This window comes from Devosia sp. XK-2, from assembly GCF_037113415.1.
GTDB lineage: Bacteria > Pseudomonadota > Alphaproteobacteria > Rhizobiales > Devosiaceae > Devosia.
On sequence record NZ_CP146608.1, the window covers coordinates 2,457,811 to 2,481,767 of the forward strand.

At 61.5% G+C, this 23,957-nt stretch carries 21 protein-coding genes and 1 pseudogene; 15 read left to right on the plus strand and 7 right to left on the minus strand.

The genetic code is table 11. The annotated features are described in order from the left end of the window. The first annotated feature begins 75 nt into the window (after window positions 1-75). From V8Z65_RS12025 to V8Z65_RS12035, 3 genes are all read left to right on the plus strand, one after another. Window positions 76-648, plus strand: a complete 573-nt coding sequence (locus V8Z65_RS12025) for a peptidase inhibitor family I36 protein (RefSeq protein WP_338720329.1) — start codon at window positions 76-78, stop codon at window positions 646-648. Between the two features lie 176 nt (window positions 649-824). Continuing rightward, entirely contained in the window at window positions 825-1,478 is a 654-nt protein-coding gene (locus V8Z65_RS12030) for an SH3 domain-containing protein (RefSeq protein WP_338720331.1), read from the plus strand. 156 nt (window positions 1,479-1,634) lie between these two features. After that, complete coding sequence (locus tag V8Z65_RS12035) at window positions 1,635-2,009, plus strand: hypothetical protein (RefSeq protein WP_338720333.1); 375 nt, start codon at window positions 1,635-1,637, stop codon at window positions 2,007-2,009. 64 nt (window positions 2,010-2,073) lie between these two features. On the opposite strand, the gene V8Z65_RS12040 is transcribed toward V8Z65_RS12035, so the two are convergent. Continuing rightward, entirely contained in the window at window positions 2,074-2,445 is a 372-nt protein-coding gene (locus V8Z65_RS12040; protein WP_338720335.1) for a DoxX family protein, read from the minus strand. Window positions 2,446-2,610: 165 nt separating this feature from the next. Here V8Z65_RS12040 and V8Z65_RS12045 point away from each other — a divergent pair, with 165 nt between their 5' ends. From V8Z65_RS12045 to uvrB, 3 genes and pseudogenes are all read left to right on the plus strand, one after another. Further along, the gene (locus tag V8Z65_RS12045; RefSeq protein WP_338720337.1) at window positions 2,611-6,078 is read left to right on the plus strand and encodes a DNA methyltransferase; all 3,468 of its coding nucleotides are present in this window, start codon (window positions 2,611-2,613) and stop codon (window positions 6,076-6,078) included. Next, entirely contained in the window at window positions 6,078-6,752 is a 675-nt protein-coding gene (locus V8Z65_RS12050; protein ID WP_338720339.1) for a spermidine synthase, read from the plus strand. Before V8Z65_RS12045 ends, V8Z65_RS12050 begins: the two co-directional genes overlap by 1 nt. 360 nt (window positions 6,753-7,112) lie before the next feature. Further along, a pseudogene (gene uvrB / locus V8Z65_RS12055) lies at window positions 7,113-9,461 on the plus strand (excinuclease ABC subunit UvrB); the annotation flags it as partial. Window positions 9,462-9,609: 148 nt separating this feature from the next. Here the strand turns inward: uvrB and V8Z65_RS12060 are convergent. Continuing rightward, window positions 9,610-10,338, minus strand: a complete 729-nt coding sequence (locus V8Z65_RS12060; RefSeq protein WP_338720341.1) for a Pycsar system effector family protein — start codon at window positions 10,336-10,338, stop codon at window positions 9,610-9,612. A gap of 46 nt (window positions 10,339-10,384) precedes the next feature. Here V8Z65_RS12060 and V8Z65_RS12065 point away from each other — a divergent pair, with 46 nt between their 5' ends. From V8Z65_RS12065 to V8Z65_RS12085, 5 genes are all read left to right on the plus strand, one after another. Beyond that, complete coding sequence (locus tag V8Z65_RS12065; RefSeq protein ID WP_338720343.1) at window positions 10,385-11,935, plus strand: guanylate cyclase; 1,551 nt, start codon at window positions 10,385-10,387, stop codon at window positions 11,933-11,935. Beyond that, a complete protein-coding gene (locus tag V8Z65_RS12070; protein WP_338720345.1) occupies window positions 11,928-12,581 on the plus strand; it encodes an E2 domain-containing protein in 654 nt (217 codons plus the stop codon). Before V8Z65_RS12065 ends, V8Z65_RS12070 begins: the two co-directional genes overlap by 8 nt. A 100-nt stretch (window positions 12,582-12,681) precedes the next feature. After that, on the plus strand, window positions 12,682-12,972 hold the full coding sequence (locus V8Z65_RS12075) for a hypothetical protein (RefSeq protein WP_338720347.1): 291 nt from the start codon (window positions 12,682-12,684) through the stop codon (window positions 12,970-12,972). Between the two features lie 218 nt (window positions 12,973-13,190). After that, entirely contained in the window at window positions 13,191-13,541 is a 351-nt protein-coding gene (locus tag V8Z65_RS12080; RefSeq protein WP_338720349.1) for a hypothetical protein, read from the plus strand. Window positions 13,542-14,269: 728 nt separating this feature from the next. Further along, complete coding sequence (locus V8Z65_RS12085; RefSeq protein ID WP_338720351.1) at window positions 14,270-14,638, plus strand: hypothetical protein; 369 nt, start codon at window positions 14,270-14,272, stop codon at window positions 14,636-14,638. 170 nt (window positions 14,639-14,808) lie between these two features. Here the strand turns inward: V8Z65_RS12085 and hemH are convergent, their stop codons facing one another. The 3 genes from hemH to V8Z65_RS12100 form a co-directional block, all read right to left on the minus strand. After that, complete coding sequence (gene hemH / locus V8Z65_RS12090; protein ID WP_338720353.1) at window positions 14,809-15,831, minus strand: ferrochelatase; 1,023 nt, start codon at window positions 15,829-15,831, stop codon at window positions 14,809-14,811. A gap of 161 nt (window positions 15,832-15,992) precedes the next feature. Next, on the minus strand, window positions 15,993-17,633 hold the full coding sequence (locus V8Z65_RS12095) for a DUF1007 family protein (RefSeq protein WP_338720355.1): 1,641 nt from the start codon (window positions 17,631-17,633) through the stop codon (window positions 15,993-15,995). Window positions 17,634-17,642: 9 nt separating this feature from the next. Next, window positions 17,643-18,542 carry a LysR family transcriptional regulator gene (locus V8Z65_RS12100; protein WP_338720357.1) on the minus strand — a complete coding sequence of 300 codons (900 nt, stop codon included), beginning with the start codon at window positions 18,540-18,542 and terminating at the stop codon, window positions 17,643-17,645. A 147-nt stretch (window positions 18,543-18,689) separates the two neighbouring features. Between V8Z65_RS12100 and V8Z65_RS12105 the strand changes: the two genes are divergently transcribed. Beyond that, window positions 18,690-19,112 (plus strand): hypothetical protein, encoded by a 423-nt coding sequence (locus tag V8Z65_RS12105; RefSeq protein ID WP_338720359.1) that lies wholly within the window; start codon window positions 18,690-18,692, stop codon window positions 19,110-19,112. Window positions 19,113-19,237: 125 nt separating this feature from the next. Next, the gene (locus V8Z65_RS12110) at window positions 19,238-19,693 is read left to right on the plus strand and encodes an SH3 domain-containing protein (protein WP_338720361.1); all 456 of its coding nucleotides are present in this window, start codon (window positions 19,238-19,240) and stop codon (window positions 19,691-19,693) included. 67 nt (window positions 19,694-19,760) lie between these two features. On the opposite strand, the gene V8Z65_RS12115 is transcribed toward V8Z65_RS12110, so the two are convergent. Further along, window positions 19,761-20,684 (minus strand): DMT family transporter, encoded by a 924-nt coding sequence (locus V8Z65_RS12115; RefSeq protein WP_338720364.1) that lies wholly within the window; start codon window positions 20,682-20,684, stop codon window positions 19,761-19,763. A gap of 63 nt (window positions 20,685-20,747) precedes the next feature. Further along, a complete protein-coding gene (locus V8Z65_RS12120) occupies window positions 20,748-21,068 on the minus strand; it encodes a hypothetical protein (RefSeq protein WP_338720365.1) in 321 nt (106 codons plus the stop codon). 180 nt (window positions 21,069-21,248) lie between these two features. Between V8Z65_RS12120 and V8Z65_RS12125 the strand changes: the two genes are divergently transcribed. Next, on the plus strand, window positions 21,249-22,037 hold the full coding sequence (locus tag V8Z65_RS12125) for an SDR family oxidoreductase (protein WP_338720367.1): 789 nt from the start codon (window positions 21,249-21,251) through the stop codon (window positions 22,035-22,037). Continuing rightward, window positions 22,034-23,926, plus strand: a complete 1,893-nt coding sequence (gene uvrC / locus V8Z65_RS12130; protein WP_338720369.1) for an excinuclease ABC subunit UvrC — start codon at window positions 22,034-22,036, stop codon at window positions 23,924-23,926. The genes V8Z65_RS12125 and uvrC overlap by 4 nt, the downstream gene beginning before the upstream one ends. The last annotated feature ends 31 nt before the right edge of the window (window positions 23,927-23,957 follow it).

The window sequence follows — 23,957 nt, forward strand, 5'->3', positions numbered from 1 at the left end:
AACGGGCGGCGCTTTACTTTGCAACATCTTCAAAGGCAGGCTAACCTCCTTTCAGCTTACAACGGTGGAATTGCCATGCGCCCGCTTCTTGCCCTTGTTCTTGCTCTGATTGCTGCCCTGCTCCCGGCCCTTCCCGCCAATGCCCATTCTGAATCCGGCTCTCATGGCTGGAGCCGCACAACTCTGGTGCTCCGCAACGGCCCGGGCGATGCCTATGCTGTCACCGGCGAAATCGCGGGTGATCAGGCCATAAAAGTCCTTCGCTGCCAAAGGCTCTGGTGCAATGTCGATGGCTCCGGCGGCCGCGGCTGGACCAGAATGGCGGCGATCGATTTTGGCAAGGATCCATATTGGCCCATTCTCGACCCCGACAATCATTGGCCCGATCTGGCTGGTGGTGAGATGTGCTTCTACGAAGGCACGCACTATACGGGCCGCTCCTTCTGCGCCAGCAGCGGCGAAGTGTTCCGCGATATGGCCGCATGGGGCTGGGACAATCGCATCTCTTCGATCAGGGTCATAACCCCCACAAGCGCCGCCATTTGTCGGGATCGCTTCTTCCAGTCCTATTGCGAGCGTATTGCCGAGAGCCAGCCTGTGCTCACCCAATATCTGCGCCGCAATCTCTCGTCGATCCGGCTCTACTAAGGGCCGGATCGGCTCATCCCGTTCAGGTTGCGCCCGCCCAAACGCCCTCAATCCGGGGCCCGCGACTGTGCCGCCTAAACGCCACATTCAGCGCCGGTTCAGCGCGAAAAGCGCCTAATCCCCCTCAGAAAGCGCACCGCACACTCGGGCGCCAAAGCAAATCTGAGGGAAACCCCATGTCCAGTAATCGCAAGCTTTTCGGCGCCACCCTGGCCGCCGTCACTCTTCTGACCACTCTGGCCGCTTCGGCGGCTCCCGGTGTCGCCACCGGCAATGTCAATGTCCGCACCGGTCCCGGCACCGGCTATGCCAAGGTCGGCGTTCTGAGCACCGGCGAATATGTCGACGTCAAGCAGTGCCAGGGCTCCTGGTGCTTTGTCGACCGCGCCTCGAACACCGATGGCTGGGTCGCCAAGAGCTATCTCGCCCCCGCCAATCCGCCCTCGGGCGGTGGCAGCGGCGGCAGCAGTTCCGACATTCCGCTCAATTTCGGCGTCACTGTCGGCCCGGGCGGCCCCAGCTTCTCCTTCGGCATCGGCGATGCGCCGCCGCCGGCACCCCCTGCCCCGCCAGCTCCTGAAACGCCCAAAGTGTGTTTCTTCAAGGACAAGCATTTCGCAGGTGCCAGCTTCTGCGCCACACCCGGCCAGCAGAATCCGGACATTGCCGGCAATTGGGACAATGCCATTGAATCGATCAAGGTCTATGGCGGCGCTCAGGTAGTGATCTGCAAGCAGCCCAACTATGTCGGCCTGTGCGCAACCATCTCGACCGACAAGGGCTCGCTCTCGACCTACAACAACAATGTCACCAGCTATCAGGTCTTCTGATCAGCACCAGCATTTTCAGCTCAGGCGCCATCCCAAGGGGTGGCGCCTTTGCCCCTTTATGCAGCTTCCGACACACAAAAGGCCGCGCTAATCTCCAGGCGTGCGCAGAATCGCCGCACCGGCGCCTCGCGTCACCTAAAGGGGGGGACTTTCCACATGCCAAGCTTGGCAAATCTCTATTTCCGCACGGCCATTCTGTTCCTGATAGCCGGTATCAGCCTGGGCATTCACATGTCCGTCAGCGGCAATCATGCCGTCGTGGGCGCGCATGCCCATATCAACCTGCTCGGCTGGGTCACCAGCGCCCTGTTCGGCGCCTATCTGGCGCTTAACCCGGCCAAGGCAACCGGCCTGCTGCCCAGGCTGCAATATGGCATCTATGTGCTCGGCGTCCTGACCATGGGCATTTCGCTCTATGTGATGCTCAGTGGCAATCCCGGCATCGAGCCCGTCGTCGCCATCAGCTCGCTTGTCACCTTTGCCGGCGTGCTGCTCTTCGCCGTCATCATCTTCATGCCGGCACGCACCTGAAACCAGCGCGCTGGACCGGTTTTGTCCAGCGCGCCCGCATCCCGCCCGGCCTCCTGGAGCCCGTTCAGCGCACCACCGGGAAAACCGCCCGCAGCTTTTCCTCGCGCAGCCACAGCGCCACCCAAATGGCAATGCCCAGATAGATCGAAAACAGCGTGTGGCTGAACAGCGGATTATCGACCCGCAAATTGGCCGCCAGCGACCCGCCCAGCAGCCCCGTTGTCAGCACCGCGCCCAGCAGTGCCGTGCGCGGAAAGAGAAACAGGATCACGCATCCCACCTCGATACAGCCGATCAGCACCAGATATTTCATCGGCCAACCAACCACTTCCATGGCGCTGGTCGCCGCCTCGATCCCCATGAATTTCGGCGTCGCCGAGGCAATCGCCAGAAACAGTCCGATCAGCGCACTCAAACCCCAACCCGCAATTTTCATTTTTATGTCCCCTATGGCGAACCACTCGCCCAATGACATAACGACGACCGCAGAATGCCGATTTCGACCAACCGTTCGCACGCCTGGTAAATCGAGCACTAGGTGGATTTCCATGTTTCAACCCAGAGAAAAAATGCTCTAGGTTGCACCGACAAGGGGGCGGGCGTGTCATCACCAGTCGAACAGTTTATCGCGCGTTGGCAGGGCCAGACCGGCGGTGCCGAGCGCGCCAACTACGCCCTCTTTCTCACCGAACTTTGCGCCGTTCTCGATGTCGCGCCGCCGCAACCTGCCTCCGCCGAGCATCAGCACAACGACTATGTGTTCGAGCGTGTCGTGTCCTTCCGCGAGGCCGGCGACAAGGTCGGCCATGGCCGCATCGATCTCTACAAGCGCGGACACTTCGTGCTCGAAGCCAAGCAGTCGCGCCAAAAAGGCGGCCCCAAGACACCCGATTTGGCTTTTGACCCCCCCCCCCCGCAAATTAACGTTTTAAAACAAGGCGTTAGGTCAGCTGATCGCAACTGGGACATTCTCATGCTCAATGCACGGCGCCAGGCCGAGGATTATGCCCGCGCCCTGCCCGAAAACCACGAATGGCCGCCCTTTATCTTGGTCTGCGATGTGGGTCATGCCTTCGAGATTTTTGCCGATTTCACCGGCAAGGGTCGCAACTACACCCAGTTCCCCGATCGCCAGGGCTTTCGCATCTATCTCGAAGACCTGCGCCGCGACGACATCCGCGAGCGCCTCAGGCTGATCTGGACCGATCCCGCCGCCCTCGACCCGACCAAGAAGGCCGCTCGCGCCACCCGCGAAGTGGCCGGGCGCCTGGCCAATGTCACGCGCTTACTCGAAGGGCGCGGGCTTGATCCTGAATTGGTGGCGCATTTTCTCATGCGCTGCCTCTTCACCATGTTTGCCGAAGATGTCGAGCTGTTGCCCAAGGGCAGCTTCCATGGCGTTCTGCAAAAATGCGCCGACGATCCGCAGAAATTCAAACCCATGGTCAGCCAGCTTTGGGAGGCCATGAATACCGGAGCCTTCGCCTTTGCCATCGAGGCGCAGGTGAAAAGGTTCAACGGCGAATTTTTCCGCAATCCCGTCGTGCTCGATCTTGAGAAGGAAGAAATCGGCGAACTGCTCATGGCCGCCGGCAAGGAATGGCGTGATGTCGAGCCGGCGATTTTCGGCTCTCTGCTCGAAGGTGCGCTCAACCCGAAGGAACGCTCAAAGCTCGGCGCCCATTACACGCCCCGCGCCTATGTCGAACGCCTGGTCATCCCCACGATCCTGGAGCCGTTGCGGGCCGACTGGCGCGATGCCGCCGTCAGCGCCGAAAAACTCATGGCCGAGGGCAAGCGCAACGAAGCCATCCAGACCATCACCGATTTTCACGACCAGCTCTGCCTCACCCGAGTGCTCGACCCCGCCTGCGGTACCGGCAATTTCCTCTATGTCGCCATGGAGCTGATCAAGCAGCTCGAAGACGAGGTCATTGACGCCCTTGTCTCCATGGGCGGCCAGGCCAGCCTGGCGCTGGCCGGTCACACCGTCGACCCGCACCAGTTTTTGGGCATCGAGGTCAATCCTCGCGCCGCCGCCATTGCCGAACTGGTGCTCTGGATCGGCTATCTGCAAATCCACTATCGCGCCACCAGCGAACACCCCGCCGAGCCTATTCTCCGCGCCTTCCACAATATCGAATGCCGCGACGCCGTGTTGACCTGGGACGGCTATCCGCTGCCCAAAGTGGTGGATGGCAAGGAGACCTATCCCAATCCGCGCAAGCCCGATTGGCCCATGGCCGATTTCATCGTCGGCAACCCGCCTTTCCTCGGGAAAGGCGAACCAATGCGCACCGCATTCGGCGACGCCTACCTTGCGGCGCTCTGGGCCGCACACCCAAAAATGAACAAGAGTGCCGACTTTGTCATGTTCTGGTGGGACCATGCGGCCACATTGCTCACCGCCAAGAACACCATCCTGCGCCGCTTTGGACTTGTTACGACGAACTCGATCACTCAGGTCTTCAATCGCAGGGTAGTCGAACGGCATCTCGGCGCTCAAAAACCCATCAGCATTGGGTACGCCATCGGAGACCACCCTTGGACCAAGGCTAGCCGGGACGCTGCAGCAGTCAGGATTGCCATGACTATGGCTCTGGCCGGAACTTCCGAGGGCAAGCTGCTGGAAGTGCAGGCCGAAAGTGGACTTGATACCGATACTCCTGATATCAGGCTGGGCGAGAAGAGCGGCTCCATAAATGCCGACCTTACCATCGGTGCGGACCTCACTGCTGTCCATGCACTTGCCGCCAACAACGGCATGGCCTGCAACGGCATGATGTTGGCGGGCCAGGGCTTCGTTCTCGACAAGGCGACTGCAGAACACCTTGTGGCCACAGATGGCCATCCCGCCGGCAAGTACATAAAGCCATTCGTGAATGGCGGCGAGCTGGTCCGAGGCGGCCGGGGCCGCTACGTGATAGATTTCTTCGGATCGGAACCTGAACGGCTTCGGCTGGAGGTGCCAGCGACATACCAGTATGTGCTCGAAACGGTGAAGCCGGAACGTGACGCTAACCGAGATCGCGCCTTTAGAGAACGCTGGTGGCTATTTGGCCGCCAACGTCCAGAGATCCGTGCCTTCCGTGCTGGGATACGTCGATTTATCGGAACGACGGAAACCGCAAAGCATCGACTGTTTCAATTTTTAGAAGCTTCGACGACGCCTGACCACATGGTCGTGGCAATCGGCTCCGACGACGCCTTCCACCTTGGTGCTCTGTCCTCGCGCATCCACGTCACTTGGGCCCTGCGCGCCGGCGGCTGGCTTGGCGTCGGCAATGACCCGCGCTATTCAAAATCCCGCTGCTTCGACCCCTTCCCCTTCCCCGATCCTGATGGGGTCCAGAAGGCCGAGATCGCCCGCCTTGCCGAAGCCCTCGACGCCCACCGCAAGCGCGTCCAGGCGGAGCATCCCGACATCACCCTGACCGAAATGTACAACGTCCTCGAAAAGCTCAAGGCAGACGTCGGTCCCTCTTCCCCTCGCCCCTCAGGGGAGAGGGTGCCCGAAGGGCGGGTGAGGGGTGAAGGCCCATCCGCTCCGGCTCCCGCCCTCACCCCGCGCGAAGACGATGTCAAATCCCGCGCCCTTGTCCTTATCCTCCGCGAATTGCACGAGGAACTCGACGCCGCCGTGCTCGCCGCCTATGGCTGGCCACAGGGCCTGTCGGACGACGACCTCCTCACCCGCCTCGTTGCCCTCAACAAGGCGCGCGCCGCTGAGGAAGCGGCCGGCCATGTCCGCTGGCTGCGCCCCGATTATCAGCGCCCGCGCTTTGGCACACCCGCGCAAAAGGCTGAAAAGGGCCAGCTCGATCTCGTCGCGCCCGCCGACAAGGGCAAGCCCGCTTTCCCGACCGACGAGCGCCGCCGCACCGCCGCTATCTTCGCCATTCTGGCCAGCGCCACCGGCCCGGTTTCCCCCGCCGACATCGCCGCCCGCTTCCGCAAGGGCAAATCGGTCGAAAAGGAAATTGCGCTCACCCTGCACGCCTTCGTCCGCTTCGGCGACCTCGCCTCGCTTGACGGCGGCAAGACCTTCCAACTGCGACAGGTAGCCTGATGATCCCCTGGCAGAAACTCGGCGAAACCACCATGCCCGGCGGCGGGCCGATGACGCTGATGCAGCGCGGCACCGAATTTTCCGTCATGTCAGGCACGATCACCCTGATGAACAGCCGCATGAGCAATTCCGAAGAACAGCTCGCCAACCTATCCGCCGCCCGCGTCGGATCGCGCCCGAAGGCCCGCATTCTCATCGGCGGGCTGGGTCTCGGCTTCACCCTGCGAGCGGCCCTCAAATGCTTCGCCGCCGATAGCGAGATCACCGTCGCCGAACTGGTGCCCGACATCGTTGAGTGGGCGCGCGGTCCCCTCCTGCCGCTGCATGGCGATAGTCTGGACGATCCCCGCGTCCGCATTCACCTGGGCGATGTCGCGACGGCCATCGGCGCCGGCAAGCCATTCGACGCCATCCTGCTCGATGTCGACAACGGCCCCGATGGACTGTTTCGACCCGCCAATGACCGCCTCTACAATGCCGCCGGTCTCGCCGCTGCCAAGGCAGCGCTGGCCCCGGGCGGACATCTGGCGATCTGGTCCTCCCACCCCGACGATCGTTTCACCAAACGGCTCAAGCAAACCGGAATGCAGGTCGACCAGCTGACGGTCCGCGCCCGCAACAATGGCAAGGGCGACCGCCACACCCTCTGGTTCGCCACCAAGGCAGGTCGGTAACGCCCTGTTCCCATTCCGTTCGCGCCATGCTAACAACCGTGATCCATTTCCCTGCTGACATTGCGTGACAGAGCCCCCATCTATGGGTTCATCTGTACCGCCCCAGTTTGCTGATCCCACGAGCGCGCCATGGCCCCCAAATCGACACGCCCCGGTAAAGCCGAATTCTCCATCGACGAGTTCTTCGCCGAGATCGAAAAGGCCGAGGACATTGCCGCGAGCAAGCCGCTTTATGCCGAGCGCATGAAGAACAAGCGCGCCCTCGATCGTGCCGAGGCGGCCGAGAAGGCCAAGGCGGAGCCCAAAACGCCGCTCGAAAAACGCCGCACCACCAAGTCGAGCCATGACACCGCCACCGGCATGGCGAAAAAGACTGGCAAGACCAAGATCAACTCGGTCGACCGCGTCGATTTCGATGGCATGGGCGAAGCCCCGCAGGCCGGTTTCGGCCATGTCCCCAGCAAACCGCTGACCGCCCGCGATATTTCCCGCACCGCCGCCGCTGATCCCGGGACCCAGGCCAAGCTGCGCGAGGCCCTCGACGCCTCGGTGAAGAAGAACAAGGCCAGGAAGAACGAGGACGTCTCGAACGCCACCACTGTCGGCGTCACCGCCACGGTGAAAGCGCTCGAGCAGATCATTCTCCACGGCCGCAAGGAAGTGGAAGGCTCCGCCCCCTGGGTGCCGCATCGCCCCGAGCGCCCCGCCAAATCCGGCGAGAGCAAACCCTTCCGCCTCAATACCGATTATGAGCCGCGCGGCGACCAGCCGACAGCCATTGCCGAACTGGTGGAAGGCGTCGAAAATGGCGAGACCGACCAGGTCCTGCTCGGCGTCACCGGCAGTGGTAAAACCTTCACCGCCGCCCAGGTCATCGCGCAGACCCAGCGCCCGGCCCTGATCCTGGCCCCCAACAAGACCCTCGCCGCCCAGCTCTATTCCGAGTTCAAGGGCTTCTTCCCCGACAATGCGGTCGAATATTTCGTCTCCTATTACGACTATTACCAGCCCGAGGCCTACGTCCCGCGCACCGATACCTATATCGAGAAGGAATCCACCATCAACGAGCAGATCGACCGCATGCGCCACTCGGCCACGCGCGCGATCCTCGAACGCGACGACGTCATCATCGTCGCCTCGGTCTCCTGCATTTACGGCATCGGCTCGGTGGAAGACTACACCGCCATGACCATCGACGTGCAGAAGGGCCAGCAGATCGACCAGCGCCAGCTGCTCGCCAAGCTCGTCGCCCTGCAATACAAGCGCGGCGATACCGGCTTCGTCCGCGGCACTTTTCGCGTGCGCGGTGACACGGTTGAGATATTTCCGGCCCACTATGAGGCCGCCGCCTGGCGCGTCTCCCTCTTCGGCAACGAGATCGAGTCGATCACCGAATTCGATCCCCTCACCGGCAAGAAAAGCGCCGACCTCACCTTCATCCGCATCTATGCCAACAGCCATCACGTCACCCCTCGGACGACGATGAACCAGGCCATTAAGACGATCCGCGCCGATCTCGCCGCGCGTCTGCAGGAACTCAACGGCGCCGGCCGCTTCCTCGAAGCCCAGCGCCTCGAACAGCGCACCCTCTTCGATCTCGAAATGATGGAAGCCACCGGCTCCTGCGCCGGCATCGAGAACTATTCGCGCTACTTTTCCGGCCGCAAGCCCGGCGAGCCGCCCCCGACCCTGTTCGAATATCTCCCCGATGACGCGCTGGTCTTTGTCGACGAAAGCCATGTCACCATCGGCCAGCTTGGCGCCATGTATCGCGGCGACCTGCGCCGCAAGGCGACCCTGGCCGAATATGGCTTCCGCCTCCCCTCCTGCATGGACAATCGTCCCCTCCGCTTCGAGGAGTGGAACGCCATGCGCCCGCAATCGGTCTATGTCTCGGCCACGCCCGGCTCCTGGGAAATGGACCAGACCGGCGGCGTCTTTGCCGAACAGGTCATCCGCCCCACCGGGCTGATTGATCCCCCGGTGGAGATCCGCCCGGCCACCCATCAGGTCGACGACGTCATCGACGAGATCCGCCAGACCATCAAGGCCGGCTACCGCACGCTCTGCACCGTCCTCACCAAGAAAATGGCCGAGGACCTCACCGAATATATGCACGAACAGGGCATTCGCGTGCGCTACATGCATTCGGACGTCGACACCATCGAGCGCATCGAAATCATCCGCGACCTGCGCCTCGGCGCCTTCGACGTGCTGGTGGGCATCAACCTCCTCCGCGAAGGCCTCGACATCCCCGAATGCGGCCTCGTCGCCATTCTCGACGCCGACAAGGAAGGGTTCCTGCGCTCCGAAACCTCCCTGATCCAGACCATCGGCCGCGCCGCCCGTAACGTCGACGGCAAGGTGATCCTCTATGCCGACAACATGACCGGCTCGATGGAACGCGCTTTGGCCGAAACCAACCGCCGCCGCGAAAAACAGATCGCCTATAACGAAGCCAACGGCATCACGCCTCAGAGCGTGAAAGCCCGCATCAACGACATTGTCGACAGCGTCTACGAAAAAGACCACGTCACGGTCAGCATCGGCAAAGGCAAGGACGGCAAGGAAAAGACGGTCACCGGCGACAATCTCGCCACGGTCATCAAGGACCTGGAACGCGAGATGCGGGAAGCCGCAACGAACCTTGAGTTTGAAAAGGCGGCAAGGTTGCGGGATGAGGTCAAGCGCCTTAGGGAGATGGAACTGGATGCGCTGGAGGGGGAGGTCAGCTAGTCCCGGGCTCCCCACACCCACCGCACGTCACCCTCGGGCTTGACCCGAGGGCTCTGCACTTTCCTTTGGCAAAGACCAACGAACAATCAGCTGGAATAGACGAATAATACTCCGAAATAAGTCACTGTGCTGGCCCATCGGCGGTCACAGCGCCAAGCATTGGCGAAGCGAACACTGTACTAAGAAACTGCCTTGCTGGCTCGCCATTGAACGTTGGAACAGCGATGATTAGCAACCATAAAAATGATGAGGCAATTAGGTATCTGGTCGCTTTGTGTATTCGCTGAAATTTTTTTGTAACGACAAGCGAGTTGACGTGACACTGGTGGAGAACGTCGCGCAGATAATCGTCATCTGTCATGGACGAAAAACGCTCAATAAAATCATCTGAAGCATTGCCAGCGATAGTTGCGAAAAAAAGCATTGACCGATTGGGGCTTGCCACATTCGGGTACTGAACCAATATCAAGTGTACGGCAGCTAATGCAAACAGAACGAAATACGAAAAAAATACCAACACCTCAAAGATTGACCATCTTGAGCTGGCGAGATTTGTTAACGCTATACCGCCTAGGGCCGTGTTAACAGCAAACAGAAACCCTGTTCGCCCATCAGTCTTGCCTACCCATTCTAATAGACCAGATAGAACGAGTTCAGCACGCGCGGTTGCCTTTGAAATGCGAAGAGCTTCAGCCTCTGCCTCCGCTTGGGCAATCGCTTTTTCGGCTTCCGCAGCCGATAAATCGTGCTGGTCAGAGGCCTCCCGCCTTCTGTTATTCGATGCTGTCCCCAAGTAATTATCCCCAAAAAACGCTGGTTGCTTGCGATCACAACGGGTTACGCGTAACACTTTAGCGAACGTAAGGTGAACCCTACAAATTATCAAGGTGAGCGTCTTGCCCTGGAACTATGACAATGCCCTATCTCGTATCGTCAGGCTAAATCGAACTGCTCCTGAGGTTAATGTGCAGAGTTACCGCGAGGAATACCTGCCAAGATTTCAGACCCTCAACGAGGAACGACGGACTCAGGGGCTCTCGGCACAGCGACCGTTGTTTGATCTAGCGCGGAACGAAGCCATTTTGGTTGATGGCGTTCACGTTTACATCAACCTCTTGGATTTTGACGCGAGCTTAACTGATCTCGAACGCGAGACAGAGACTTCACACGCCCGAGCCCTTCGCTTTCTCCATTTTCACTACAGTGCCTGCGATCGCGCCGTAGAAGACGTCGGCGCGCAAAGGGTGGATTTTCATGGCCACCGGCTCCACGCCATCGTGACTGAGCCGTCAGACAACGAAGCGGAACGGGTCCGTCGCGCTCTGGAACTAGCCGAGCAAATTCGTACTGTAGCGGCAGCTGCAACGGAGGAATTTGGAGGCGGCTTAGCCAGTCGCTACCGCATTGGAATAGATTCTGGCATTTGCGTAGCTATCAATAACGGCAGAGCTGGAGAACATGAGCCCTTGTTCTTGGGCAATCCAGCTAACTTTGCGGCAAAGTTGGCCGATGGTGATGAGCCCGGCGTCTTCGTCTCCACTCATGTCGCTCAAGTTATTGCTGCGCTTACTGGCAGACCCGTCACTATGAATGAGTCGTACTCGAGACGGGGCGCCCGATCGTTCAATGCCAGTGAGGTTTCAAGCGTCATAGCGGGGGGGCAAGCTTACACTGCGTCAAGCAGAATATTGGAAAGTTGGCGCTCGGACATCGCGGCTGACCGATCTACCAGAAGTACAAATTTGAGTTTTAATTTCTACGAGCATGAGCCGCCACTTAGAACCATTGATTATGCGGATCTGTTCCCAAGTCACAGTATAAGAATGCCCATGGCGACGTTGTTCGCTGATATCGACGGGTACACCTCCTACATTCAGTCTTGCATGCGCAGTATGCTTGACGTAGGCACGGCGGTGAGAAACTTGCACGTAATAAGGGGTGAGATGGCCGCTGTTGTTCGCGACGATTTTGGTGGCCGAAAAGTACGATTTATTGGAGACTGCCTTCACTCAATTATTGCCGAAGGATCTTCGGGAAAGATTAGCGAACAGGCTACCGTTACCTCAAGTATTCACCTGGCTGGAGCGTTGAGGTCTTCCTTTAACCTAGCAAGAGAAGTCCTTCCGGGCATCGACGGTCTCGGGCTTGCTATTGGGATTGAACTAGGAACTTCACCAATCAGCAGAATCGGAGTGAGGGGCGACCGGAGCGTGAGAACATCGGTTAGTAAGTCGTCAATTTCGGCCGAAGAACGGCAAAGCGTATCTGACGGAGTCACTACTGCTATTGGTGACAAGCTGTATGAGGCCGGAAACGCAGCAGTAAAAAGTTATTTCAGGTCACGGGCCGTTGTCGACATGACTTATGATGTGGCTGTGGCCAACGTACCAACGGCAGCTGTACCTTCCACATTAGAGACGGAAGAGCCAAGGGCGCACATTGAGTGAAACTATCAAATTGCTTGCTGCCGCTGTGCCTAATTGGGCGACAATTAATCGCCTCTCCCAATCAAGTTTAGAGATTTCAACCGCTGGAAAACACCTCAGCGGACAGCCTTTACGTCAGTATCAAGTCAGTATTGAAGTTAATAAAGGTTGGCATAACGGCGTATTCGCCCGGGAGCATTACGCGCAGAGACTTCTGCCAGATAACTGTCTGATGCGGCACATGAACACCGATGGCACATTCTGCATTGGGCTTGATGCTCCATGGAGTGTCACCAATTCGCAAAGTGCAGGAAAGTGGTGGGAACTACTCTTGGGCTACCTGCGGTGTCAGGATGTTGCGCATTTGGCACGTCGTTGGCCACCAAATCGTGGACTGTCACATGGTGACGCAGCAGAGATCCAATTAGAGGCTGAAGCGGTCGCCGAACGATTAGGACTACTGGTAGAGTACAGAGAACACGTCGAGCATGGGGCTCCCTGGCCACCTGCGCGGATGGACCAATCCCCGGAGCTTTTCGAGTTGCTCCAACTCGAAAAGCGACGCAGGGAGGCAGACGAGCGGTTTGGAGCATGCATTGCTTACACATGCTGCCAAACTATGGACGGCTGCCCGCTCAACAGAAACATACAGGCAGGTGAAAGCTAAACTTCTTGCTGCGACAAGAGCAGACCGCATAACCCCGCCCAATCCCCCCAATAAAAATCCTTCGTTGGACGCCGTGCTCGTCCGGCGCCAAACTCCCAGCATGACCACCTCTCTCCTCTCCAATGGCGGCCCGCCGCTTGATGATGATGACAGCTACACCCCGCCCTGGGGCAGGAATGGCATTGGCCGCTATTTCGAGTGGGCGGCGGCGAAGAAGCGCGCCTTCGACGCGCCCTTCGATATCGCCAAAATCCGCGCCCAGCGCGCCGCGCTGATCGGGCTGACTTACGACGAATACGTCCTCGAAATCCTCGAACGCGGGCGGTACTTAAACGCCAGCGACAGCGAGCGGATCGCGCAGATCGTGGCCCGGCGCGGGGTGCGGTATTAGCCACAAGCCTATCCACCCCACCGCGCGTCATCCTCGGGCTTGACCCGAGGAGACTGCACTTTTGGGGCTACGGACAAGTCAGGGCAGAGGAAGTGCAGCGCCCTCGGGTCAAGCCCGAGGGTGACAATCTGTGTATGTGGGAGCACTGAGCACAAAAACTAATCCCCGCCCCCGTTTGCGCGCGCAAGACTCTCCCCAAACCCTTTGGGAGACCTCTTATGCTCAATGTCCGGCGGTTCAGGCATAGCCGCATATCCTTTCACCAGCTCGACGCCTGGCGGCATCTCGATATCGAGATCACCCAGCTCCAGGCCCAGTTGCGCAATATGCCCCCGGCCACACCGCCCTCGCCGCTGCTGGTCGAATTGATCCGCCTCTTGCGAGTCGATCTCTATCGGCTGGTCTCGCGCGAAGCGGGCAGCCGCGCCCTCCAGCGCCCACTGCCCGACAGTGCCGATCAGGCCCAGCTGGCGCAAAGCCTCGATGAAGCGCGCCTGGCCCTCTCCCACTTCCGCGAGGCCCATTCGGCCAATTGGTCGGAGCGGGAGGATCGCTGGCTGGTGGACTAGGGAGAATGTCTCGGTCCTGCACCGAAATGACACCAAACGCGATGTCATCCCGGGCTTGACCCGGGACCCATCCTGAGGTGGTGCAATGCAAGCAGACGGACGAGTGGTACCCATCGCGGCACCTCAAGATGGGCCCCGGCTGGAGTTCACCTCGGGCGCAACGCGACCCGGGGGCCGGGGTGACAGCTTGGAGATGCAATAGAATCTTGCCCCCGCCTCTTGCATAAAAACTTATCCCCGCCCCAAAAAACCCGCACCATAATGCCCTCGTTCCCGCCGGTAACACGCGGTGCCCACGAAGCATCGGGCGGGGAGACTGGGCCGCTCGGTGTCGACCGGGCGGAGGCGTGTATGCTGACCACCGGCCGCCCAGCCAAGGGCCCGGCGTCAGGCGGCGAAGGATGTTCGGCATCCGGGACGGTCTGGCACCGCGCCTGCGGGGATGGGCAACCGCAAAACGGGGCCGCTCGATGCATGCGTCCGAAATCCCGGGCGTGGGAAGCGGCTTTCGCCTCTTCTAAAAACTATCGGGGCGAAAGCCGCTTTTCACCGTGTCCTCGCGACGCCTTCGGGCCGGGCGACAATTTTGCACGCCATTCGCGCAGAGCGCTCATGGCCTTCTCACCGAAATTCGCGCCACCGGAGCGAATTTGCCTTCGGCACAGTTCGAAGCCTTGAAACCGCCACGCACCCCGCGCATCAAGGTGCAAACAGTCTCGGAGGCCCCCATGCGCGCCCTCGCCCCCTTCGCCCTGGCGCTTGTCGCTACCGCCGCCCTCGCCGCGCCGGCTGTCGCCCTCACCATCACCGCCCGCGTCTCGGGCGGCAATATCGCCGTGCATGAGGGGCCCGACAGCCGCTTTGCCATTATCGGCCATTTGCGCGACGGCCAGGAAATCCCCATCGACTATTGCACCCAGACCGATAGCGACAGTGACCGCGGCTCCTGGATCGGCGATGCCGGCCACACCCTCTGGCCCAATGGCGCCGCCACCTGGTGCCGCATCCCCGATTATGGCTGGGTCGAGCGCAGCTATATTGTCGGCCGCGGCCTGGTCAACGTCACCCCGCCCGATTTTGTCGGCCCGGGGTGGTAGCGGGAGTGATGGCTGGCAGGATGGTCGCCTTCCCTTCGCCCCTGAGGGGAGAAGGTGGCCCGAAGGGCCGGATGAGGGGTTCAGATTTGCGGCCTTGCCGAGGGGCTCTCACCCCTCACCCCAACCCTCTCCCCTGAGGGGCGAGGGGGCGCAGGGGCCATGGCTGGCGCCTAAAGCCACCCGCTCAATTCGCGCCGCACCATGGCCTCCACAAAGTCCATGCCGCCCGGCGAGGCATTGAGGCACGGAATATAGGCGAACTTCTCCCCGCCCGCTTCCATGAATGTATCCTTGCCCCCCATGGCGATCTCTTCCAGCGTCTCGATACAGTCCGCCGAGAAGGCCGGGGCAAGAATGGCCACCTTCTTGATGCCCTTGCCCGGCAGCGCTTCCAGCGTCTTGTCGGTATAGGGCTGCAGCCATTCGGCAGGCCCGAACCGGCTCTGGAAGGTCACCATCAGCTTGTCCTGCTCCCAGCCGAGATAGTCGCGCAATAGCCGCGTCGTCTTGAGGCACTGGCAGTGATAGGGGTCGCCCTTCTTGAGGTATTCGACCGGCATGCCGTGATAGGATGTGATCACCACATCCGGCTCGAAATCGAGCTTGGCCACGCCCTCCCGGATCGACTCACCCAGCGCCTTGATATAGCCCGGGTCATCAAAATAAGCCGGCGCCGTCCGCACCGCCGGCTGCCACCGCATGGTCTTGAGCGCATCAAAGGCCTTGTCATTGGCCGTCGCAGTCGTGGTCGCCGAATATTGCGGATAAAGCGGCACCAGCAACATCTTCTGGCACCCCGCCTGCTGCATCTTCTCCAGCACACTCTGGGTCGAAGGATTGCCATAGCGCATGGCAAATTCCACCACGACATCCTCGCCCTTGAGACGCTGTGCCAGGCTCTCCGTCTGTTCCCTGGTGATCACCCGCAAGGGGCTCTCATTCTTCTCCCGGTCCCATATCTGGGCATAGGCATGCCCCGCCTTTTGCGGCCTGACCGAAAGGATGACCAGATTGAGGATCGGCCACCAGAGCCATTTGGGTGTTTCGATCACCCGCGGATCGGAAAGAAATTCCTTCAGATACCGCCGCACACTCCAGTAATCGGTCGCGTCCGGCGTTCCCAGATTGAGCAGCAGCACCCCGATTTTCTGCTTGGGTACGGGCGGATGGTTCGGCGGCAGCTGAGCGGACATTGGGACCAGTTTGGAAATGTTCCAGTTTGGCCGGCACCTTACCCATTTCAGCCCGCAGCGCAAAGCGGCTATGGGTCGCGCCGCATTGGTGATCCAGTCCAGATCGCTGCCCGCAAAAGTGGTGCCGGTTCTGCGGTTCGGCAGCGCGACCGAATGGAGACCTAAAGGCTGGCCATCAGCAGCAGCACACCAAAGCCCAGCACGCAGACCGCCCCCACCAGTTCCGCCCACCACAAGATCGCCCCGGCAATGGCGCTGTCCGCCCCGCCAATGCGCCCCGCAAGCCCCTTCGCCGTCACCGCCAGCGTCGCTAATGCGGCAACCGTGATCGCCGTGCCCAGCCCCATCAGCAGCACCGCGGCAATACCGGCCGCCAGCAACCCCTGCGACAGAGCGAAAACCAGCACCACCAACGCCCCCGAACAGGGCCTCAACCCCACGGCCAGCACCACGCCCAGCTGCTCCCGCCAATTGCCGCGGATATCCCCGGGTCCAATGGCATGGTGCATATTGTGGTCGTGTTCGTGGTCATGGTCGTCATGCGGGTGATGGTGTTGGGCATGATCGTGCAAGTCCGGGCCGTCATGACCATGGAGATGCTCACGCGCCTTGTGCGCCAGATTGGTGTGATGATGGTGATGCCCCCAACCCAATATTTTGCGCAGGACAAGCCACAGCCCCAGCAGCGCCACCAGCGCATAGGACACCACACCCACCCAATGCGCCGCATCGCCCAGCGCCGTACTGGTCAGGTTCAACAGGCCAGCCAGCACCAGCACGAAACCGATCGCCACCACCGATTGCATCAGCGCCGACAACCCGCTCAGCGCGATACCGCGCCGCAACTGGCTCTCATTGGCCAGCACATAGGAGGAGATGACCACCTTGCCATGCCCCGGCCCGGCTGCATGCAGAATGCCATAGAGAAAGCTCAGCCCGCCCAGCACCCAAAAGGCCGTCCAGTCGCTGCGCAAGGCGTCCAGCGCATTGGTCAGGGCCGCATAGAAATCGCGCTGCTGCTGTTGCAGCCATCCGAAAAATCCGCTGCGCGGCAGGTTGAGCCCCACTTCGGGCGGCGGACCGCCAAAGGGCGCCGTGGGCCGGGCGCGCGCCACATCCGTCACCGCCTCCATGGCCGTTGCCGGTGCCGCCGCTGCACCGCAGGTCACCACGACCAGGCCCTGCGTGCCCCGCATGGCCGCCGCGAGATCGGGGGGCAGTTCGAGCACTTCGGGCCCCAGCGCGTAAAGCCGCTGCTCTACCTCTGGCGCCATCGGCACCGGCGGCTCGAGCCGCACCGCGCATCCCTCGGGCGCGTTTTCCAGCGTCACATCGGCCGGGTCATTGACCGTGATCGCGACGTAATATTCCGGGTCGTAAACACCCAGTTCGAACCGCTCGCCCACCGGCTGGGGCGCAATCGCGTCGATGGAAAAATCCAGCGTCACCCGATTGTCCCGGTAGGCCATGCCCTGGTCGCCCGCCGGCGCAAATGTCATGCCGTCGCCGGCATAGGTGTAAAAGCCGAAATCGACGAGCCCGGCCATGTTCTCGTCGGCAAGGTCCTGCATTTCGTCCGGCGTCACCTCGCCGTCGCCATTGGTGTCCAGGCCCTGCACCATCCACACCGAAAACGCGGTATCGAAGGTCCAGCTATGGTGCAGACCGGCCACCCGGCCGGCATCGTCGAAACGCACGACCGTCTTGGCATCGATCAGAATATGTGGATGCGCCAATACCGGCTGCGCGAAAAGTGCTGCCGCCAAGGCGGCAATGGCCGCACGCCCCCAAAAACCTGGCAATCTGGGCCCCTAATGGATTGGGTGGGCGGCGAACCACTCCACCAGATGGTCTATCAATGCCCGCACTTTGCCCGCCAGATGCCGCCTGTGCGGATAGACGGCCTGCAGCGTCTGCCCCACTGGCAGATAATCGGCCAGCACCGGCACGAGTTCGCCGGTCTGGATAACCGGTTCGGCGAGATAAGATGGCAATACGACAAAACCGAGGCCCATCACGGCCGCCGTGCGCGCGGCCAGCGGCGAATTGACTCGCAGCGGCCCACTGACCGGCACCGAAATGGTCTTCCCCTCTTCGGTGAAGCGCCAGTTCGACTGACCCTGCAGATTGACGTCTACGAGGCAGGGCATGTGTCTGAGGTCTTCGGGATGGGTGGGCGTCCCCACCCGCTTCAACAGTGCGGGCGACCCTCCCACCACGACATGCATATCCGAGATCTTGCGCGCAATCAGCGAGGAATCGGCCATGGTCGAGATGCGCAAGGCCACGTCGATCCCCTCATCGACCAGGTCGACATAGCGGTCCTCGAGCCTGAGATCGAGCGTCACCTTGGGATATTTGCTGAGATAGGCAAATATGGCCGGAGCCAGGGTGCTCTCGCCGAAATTGCGCGGCGCCGAGACGCGCAGCAGGCCGCGCGGTTCGGCCGTTTGCTCCGCAATATTGGCGTCCAGGTCGTCCAATTGCTGCAGCAGGCCCGAAGCCTCGCGATAATAGGCCTCGCCGGCCTCGGTCAGGCTCAGCTTGCGCGTCGTGCGATTCATCAGCCGCACGCCCAGATAATCTTCCAGATCGGTCACATATTTGCTCAGCAAGGCCTTGGAGCGGCCATGCTGGCGTGCCGCGGCCGAAAATCCACCCGCGTCGAAAACCTGCACAAAAGCGCGGATACGGGAAAGGTCCTGCGACATGAAGCGTCCGTTTGCTCAGAGCTGACCAATGGACGCATAACTCATCTGCATTGGGTGAACAATAACGGCTCTTGGTCGTTGAGCGATTAACGATAGGATGGAAAGCCCAATCGACGGCGACAAGGAGATCGGACTATTTTCCTGCCCATGTCCAGACCCTCTTCCCGCTCAACGCTATACCGGCTCATCGAAGCGGGCCAACTTGCGCATAAGGCGCTGCTGCTGCCCCTGGTCGAGAAGGGCCTCGAACCCGGCGACGATGCCGTCCTGTTCGTGCTCGGGCGTTCCGGAACAACGGAAGCCGATCTGGCCGCGGAACTGGACCTGCCGATCGAGATGCTGACCCCGCGGCTCGAACGCCTCGCCAGCCGCGACTTCATCACGCGCCAGGCCGTTGGGCCCGAATTGGAACCGGGCCTGGCGCTGACCGCGCGCGGCGTGCGCGTTCGCAACGCCCTGGCGGATCATTGGGCACAGCTTGAGGAAGCGCTGATGGGCGAACTCAAGACCAAGCAGCGCAAGAAGCTGGCCGAAGCGCTCGGCCGCTTCGTGGAATTGCTCCGCCTGTAGCGCCCGTCCGGTGCGGCGACGCCGGGCCCCTTAAGGCTTAACACGTCGTTCAGCTTGGGTTCAGGCGCGATACGCTTAAGTGAGGCCAAGGCTTGATTGCCACCCCATCAGGAAGGAGTCCCCGCATGACCCTTAAGAACAAACTCATGGCCGCCGGCGTTGCCACCGTGGCCGTGCTCGCGACCACCATGGCCGCATCGGCCGCGTCCGCCATCGCCACGGGCAATGTCAATGTGCGCTCGGGCCCCGGCACCGGCTTCCGCGTCGTGGATACGTTGCGCCGCGGCGAGCAGGTCGATGTCCAATATTGCCGTGGTAGCTGGTGCTATGTCGAAAAGCGCGGCCCCGATGGCTGGGTTTCGGCCAATTATCTCAGCAGCGGCCGCCCGAGCTGGGACAATGACTGGGATGACGATTACTGGGAACGCCCGCGCCCGCCCCGTCCGCCCCATTGGACCCCTTATCCGCCGCGCCCGCCGCATTGGAACCCGCGCCCCCGCCCGCTGCCCATCTATCCGAGCAATCCGAGCGCCAGCATGTGCTTTAACGGCCCCAACGGATATTTCTGCATCGGCACCTGATCCGCAGCCCATACACTGCAAGCGCCGCCTCCGGGCGGCGCTGTCCTTTTGGCACGGCTACCCGCCCTCAATCCGCATTCGGCACCGCTTCCTCGGCCACCTTCGGCACCCGCCTCACGCTCTCCCGCGCCATGACCACCAGGCCCGCAGCCACGATCACGCTCGCACCCAAGAGGGACAGAGGGTCGATCCACTGCCCGAACACTACGATGCTGAGCACAATCGCCCAGGGCAGCGAGAAATAATTGAACGGCTGCAAAACGCTCGCTGGCGCCATGGTCAGGGCAACGGTCATCACACCATGCCCGGCACAGGTCGTCGCCATCACCACCAGCACCAGTGCAAAATCTGCCCATCCCATGGGCTGCCAGAAAAACAATCCGACACCACTCGACAGCACCAGGCCCACCAGCGCCGAATAGGTCATGCTGGTCGCCGCACTGTCGAGCGCCGCCACCTTGCGCGTCACCACGATGTAAAGCGCATAGAAAGCGGCCGAGGCCAGGGCGAACAGCGCTCCCAAATCCATCGGCACGCCGCCGGGCCGCATGATTATCAGCGCCCCGGCAAAACCGGCACCCACCGCCGCAAAGCGAAACAGGCCAACCGTCTCACCCAGCAAGGGAATGGCAAACACCGTCACCAACAGCGGATAGAGAATAACGATAGCCTGCAAATCCCCCAGCGCCACCACCTGCAGGGCCAGTGCGAAGCACCAGATATCGGCCATCAGCAGCACGCCGCGCAGCACTTGCAGGCGCGGTGCGCGCGTTTGCAGTGCCCGCCGCAATGGCGCTTGCCGCGCCACCAGCGCCAGCGCAAAAACGGCAAAGCCCCAATAGCGCATCATGGTGATCTGGAACGGCGAATAATCCTGCATCAGGATCTTGGCCACCACGTCCTGAACACCAAAGACGCCAATCGTGAGCAGGGTAAGTGCAATGGCACGACCGACCTGATCGGTCGCCTGCGAAACAGGAGAGACGGACATGAAAAACTCGGTTCGATAGCGCCCCGCAGAACGCGCCGCGAGGCGCCGGAAATTCTGCCCCGATCAGGCCTTTGACATGCTCGACTTGATCAGACCGGCAATGGCTGTCAGGAGCCCGCCGCCGACCAGGCCGGTCGCGCCCTGCCCGGCCAGAGCACCAAAGTCCAGTCCACCGGTCGTTCCGGCAGCACCGGCCGCCGCACCCACCAGCGAATCCAGGCCCGGAATCATGCCGGCCAGCCAGGTCCCTGCCAGCCCGCCAATCGCGCCGACAATGGAATTGCCGGCAGTGCCGAGGTTGAGCTGTTTTGCCAATTGTCCGATAACATTGCCGCCGGCGCCGCCAGCGATCAATTGCACCAGGATGGGCAAGATCACGTCCATAATTTCCCCCTCTAATTGCGCAGAACCTCCCGTCCTGCCACATGATGAGGCTACGCCTGTTACAAATTCTGGCAAGGCAAAAAACCCTGCTGCCAGAGATTGTCTCTTGGCACAATTACGCCCGATGCGGCCCCTGCAACCGATTGATGACGCAACCCCTTCCGGCCTATGGTCTGCGCAATGTCCAATTCTCGTCCTCATTCCCCGATTCAGCCCCAGGCCGTCGCGCTTGTCACTGGCGCCGGCGACCGCATTGGCGCGGCTATCGCGACCGCATTGGCCCAAGCCGGCCACGCCGTGGTGATCCACTTCCGGTCCGACCGGAGCGGCGCCGAAGCGGTGCGAGACGAGATTCGGGCCTCGGGCGGCCGCGCCGAGACGATACAGGCCGACCTGACCCAGCGCCCCCAACGCGCCCGGCTCATGGCCGATGCGGCAGCACATTTCGGCCCCTTGACCACCCTGATCAACAATGCCTCCGCCTTCGAGCCAGACAGTGCGCAGGATGTCGACGAGGCGCTGTGGGACACGCATTTTGCCATCCATGCCGAGGCCCCTATTTTCCTGGCTCGCGACTTTGCCGCCCAGCTTCCCGCCGGCCTCGAAGGCAATATCGTCAATATTGTCGATGAGCGCGTCCTGCGGCCCAGCCCGGCCTATTTCAGCTATTTCCTTTCAAAATCGGTGCTGTGGACGGCAACCCAGATTCTGGCACAGTCTCTGGCCCCGACCATACGCGTCAACGCCATCGGTCCCGGACCGGTCCTGCCCAATGCCCGCCAGAGCCAGGCCGAATTCGACCAGGCAGTCGCCGGCCTGCCCCTGGGCCGCAATGCTGGCCCCGAGGCCATCGCCAAGGGTGTATTGGCTATCCTCTCCATGCCGTCCTATACCGGCCAGATGCTGGCGCTCGATGGTGGGCAGCATCTCAGCTACCCCGCGCGACGGGGCCCGACACCACGATCATGACTGACACCTCCGACACATCCAGCCCCCTGCCCTCCGGCCCCGAGGTCATTCGCGCCTTTGTGCGCACCTTGCCGGCCGCCCCGGGTGTCTATCGCATGCTCGATGCCGAAGGCGGCGTGATCTATGTGGGCAAGGCGCGTTCGCTCAAATCCCGCGTCACCAACTATACCCGCCCCGAAGGTCTGCCGGTCCGCATCCAGCGCATGATCGCGGCCACGGTCTCAATGGAATTCGTCCGCACCGAGACCGAGTCCGAGGCGCTGCTGCTCGAAGCCAATCTCATCAAGCGCCTGCGCCCGCGCTTCAACGTGCTTCTGCGCGACGACAAGAGCTTTCCCTATATTCTGATTACCGGCGATCACGAGGCGCCCGAACTCACCAAGCATCGCGGTTCGCGCCGCCGCAAGGGCCACTATTTCGGCCCCTTCGCCTCGGCAGTCGCCGTCAGCCGCACCATTGCCAGCCTGCAAAAGGCCTTCCTCTTGCGCAATTGCTCTGACAGTTTCTACGCCGCCCGCACCCGTCCCTGCCTCCAATATCAGATCAAGCGCTGCGCCGGCCCCTGCACCCGCGAGATCAGCCTTGAGGGCTATGCCGAGCTGGTTGAGGACGCCCGGCAATTCCTGTCCGGAAAATCCGACGCTGTGCGCAATCACCTGCAAGCCGACATGAACAAGGCGGCCGAAGACCTCGATTTCGAGCGCGCTGCCCTTATTCGCGACCGTCTTTCGGCCCTGGCACTGATCCAGTCGCAGGGCGACGCCACGGCCCGCTCGGTCGAGGAAGCCGACGTCTTCGCCATCCATCACGAAGGCGGTCAGTTCTGCGTGCAGGTCTTCTTCTTCCGCGCCTTTCAGAACTGGGGCAATCACGCCTTCCGCCCCAAGGCCGATGACAGCCTCAGCGATGCCGAAGTGCTCGAAGCCTTCCTGGTCCAGTTCTATGAGGATCGCACGCCGCCAAAACTGGTCCTGCTCAGCCACGACATGGCCGAACCGGCGCTGATCGAGGAGGCCCTTTCGTCTCGCGCTGGCCGCAAGGTGCGCATTGAAATACCCCAGCGCGGCGAAAAGCGCGATTTGGTCAATCACGCCCTCAACAATGCAAAGGAAGCGCTGGGCCGCCAATTGGCCGAAGGCGCGTCCAACCGCACCCTGCTCGAAGGCGTTGCCGAAATCTTCGGCCTGGAAGAGACGCCGCGCCGTATCGAAGTCTACGACAATTCCCACATCTCCGGCACCAATGCGGTCGGCGCCATGATCGTGGCGGGTGAGGAAGGCTTTTCCAAAAAGCACTATCGGACCTTCAATATCAAATCGACCGACATCACCCCGGGCGATGACTTCGGCATGATGCGCGAAGTGCTGACGCGCCGCTTTTCCCGGCTCGCCACTGAAAGCGAGACCGACGCCGAAGACGAGCAGACCGGCATGCCTGATTGGCCGGACGTCGTCTTCATCGACGGTGGCGCCGGCCAGCTCAATGCCGTGCGCGAGGTCATTGCCGAATTGAACCTGCCGCGCGAGGTCACCTTCATCGGCATTGCCAAGGGCGAAGAGCGTGACGCGGGGCGCGAGAAATTCTTCATCGAAGGCCGCGACGCCTTCATGCTGCCGCACCGCGACCCGGTCCTTTACTACGTGCAGCGCCTGCGCGACGAAGCCCACCGCTTCGCCATCGGCACCCACCGCGCCCGCCGCAAGAAGGATGTGGTGAAGAACCCGCTCGACGAGATCGACGGCATCGGCCCCGCGCGCAAGCGCGCGCTCCTCAACCATTTCGGCTCCGCCAAGGCCGTCTCCCGCGCCTCCCTGGCCGACCTGCAGGCCGTACCGACAATCTCAGCTGCCATGGCACAATTGATCTACGATCATTTCAACCGGACCTAGTTGCGTCACGCCACGATCCTTGGCGCGTCGA